The organism is Pseudomonas sp. P7759 (assembly GCF_013386445.1).
Classification (GTDB): Bacteria; Pseudomonadota; Gammaproteobacteria; order Pseudomonadales; family Pseudomonadaceae; genus Aquipseudomonas; species Aquipseudomonas azotoformans_A.
In genome coordinates this window covers 1-1,455 of the sequence record NZ_JACART010000090.1, presented here as the reverse complement: position 1 = coordinate 1,455, position 1,455 = coordinate 1, and the positions used below count along the sequence as shown (strand labels likewise).

The following is a 1,455-nucleotide window of genomic DNA, read 5'->3' as shown; positions in this document are numbered from 1 at the left end:
AAGAACTTAAAAATAGCATCCGTTCGCAAACGCAAGGTGACTTTTTTGGGCCCGTTCGGCGGTTGTTTTTCATAAGTTTGATGTGGGTCATTTCTTACTTGGAATTGGGCAAAAGGCCATTAGTCAGAAGTACCAATTCGCCATTGAAGCCCCCAGCAAAATTCGGCAATCTCCAGGGTTTACCCGCCGCAGAGCCTTCCATGCCCGACATCGCCCAAGACGATGAGCCCCAGCAGTCCCACGCCACACGCGAATTGGTGCTGCGTCACCACCTGTGTTGGCGTCATCGGGACCTGGAGGGCGTCATGTCCTACTACCATCCGGACATCCAGTACCACGACTTTTTCCAGAACCGTGTCGTCGGTTACGCCGAACTGCGTGATTACCTGCAAGCCAGCATGCCGCGTGAGGCCGATGAAGCCATCGAACACACCGACCGTATCCGTGCCGATGGCGATACGGCCTTCATCCAGTACCGCATCACTTTGCGTGGCGGCCACGGCCTGGTGTCATTTCGCACCAGCGAAGCCATCACGGTGCGCGATGGGTTGATCTGGCGGGTCAACGAATACGCCTCCCTGGTGCACGAGCAACCTATCCAGGCCGCGCGGCCTTCGGTCAGTCGTTTGGGCTTGTCGCCCCAGCAATTGGGGCATATGGCCAATGACCTGCAGCAGTATTTCGAACGCAAGCAACCTTATCTGGACCCGGAACTGGACCTGCAGCGCGTCTCCAAAGAGTGTGGCTACAGTCGTAATCAGATTTCCTACTTGCTGAACCAGGTGCTGGGGCAAAGCTTCTATCGCTACGTCAACCAGGCCAGGCTTCAGCACTTGCTGGCCGCATTGGACAAGGCAGCACCGCCGATAAAGGTCGACGACCTGGCCTTTGCCGCCGGTTTCAACTCGCTGTCAGCGTTCTACAGCGCATTCCGTCAGCACACGGGCCAGTCACCCAAGGCCTACGTCAAACAAATTTCCCTGCGTGCACGCGCGCAAGACAGCCCCTGACACCGCGCTCTAGGATCCACCCTATCGAAACGAGGTAGGGGAACCCGGCATGCCGGCATGGCGCAACATCAGCTTATGGATGGACCAGTTGGATGACCCGCTGCTCGCGCGGCCATCGCTGGAGCAGGACCTGGACGTCAACGTGGCCATCATCGGCGCCGGTTATACCGGGTTGTGGACCGCGTATTACCTGAAACGCCAGGCGCCCGAACTGAACATCGCGATCATCGAAGCGCAAACCGCAGGTTTTGGTGCCTCTGGCCGCAACGGCGGCTGGCTGATGGGCAATCTGTTGGGCGAGGACCGTTTGTTGGCCGGCCTGAATCCCGAACAGCGCCGCGCCTCGTTTGACCTGCTACATGCAATCCCCGATGAAGTCGCCCAAGTGCTGGCGCGTGAAGGCATTGACTGCGACTACCGCAAGGGCGGCGCGTTGTACTGCGCC

At 58.6% G+C, this 1,455-nt stretch carries 2 protein-coding genes; both read left to right on the top strand.

Going from position 1 to position 1,455, the window contains the following annotated elements; genetic code table 11:
- The first annotated feature begins 200 nt into the window (after nt 1-200).
- On the top strand, nt 201-1,010 hold the full coding sequence (locus tag HX823_RS30975; protein WP_038850490.1) for an AraC family transcriptional regulator: 810 nt from the start codon (nt 201-203) through the stop codon (nt 1,008-1,010).
- Between the two features lie 49 nt (nt 1,011-1,059).
- Nucleotides 1,060-1,455 (top strand): FAD-binding oxidoreductase (locus tag HX823_RS30970; protein WP_177078434.1); only part of this gene is annotated, 396 nt, incomplete at its 3' end.